General features: G+C 75.7%; 1 protein-coding gene. It reads left to right on the top strand.

Annotated elements, in window-relative coordinates; translation table 11 throughout:
* Positions 1 to 612: MmgE/PrpD family protein (locus tag G7A99_RS23675; RefSeq protein ID WP_163144513.1), on the top strand; the 612-nt coding region annotated here is incomplete at both ends.

Genomic DNA, 612 nt, shown 5'->3' with positions numbered 1-612 from the left:
TGCCCAGATGCCCGGCGCCGTACCGCTGCTGTTCAGCCCCGGCACTGCGTCCGCCGTCGGCGCGGCGCTGCACGGCGCCGCCCTCACCGACGCCCTGGACGCCCACGACGGCCAGGTGCTGACCAAGGGCCACGTCGGCGCCGCCCTCGTCCCCGGCCTCCTCGCCCTCCCGGACGCCGCCGCCGTCGACGATGGCGAGCTGCTCACCCGTATCGCCGCGGGCTACGAGATCGCCACCCGGGCGGGCATCGCGCTGCACGCCACCGCCCCGGACTACCACACCTCCGGCGCCTGGAACGCCCTCGGCGTCGCCGCCGTGGCGGCGCGGGCCCTCGGGCTCGACACCGCGGCCACCGCCCACGCCCTGGGCACGGCGGAGTTCTACGGCCCGCGGAGCCAGATGATGCGCTGCATCGATCACCCCACCATGGTCAAGGACGGCTCGGCCTTTGGCGCGATGGCGGGCGTGAGCGCGGCCTTCCTGGCGCGGGAGGGCTTCACCGGCGCCCCGGCCGCAACCCTCGACGACCCGGCAGTGTCGGAAATCTGGGACGACCTGGGCCAGCGCTGGCGCATCGGCGAGCAGTACCGCAAGGCCTACCCGGTCTGCCG

The organism is Arhodomonas sp. KWT, from assembly GCF_010993615.1.
Note: the sequence above shows the minus strand (reverse complement) of the source record. Positions and strands in the feature narration are given on the sequence as shown.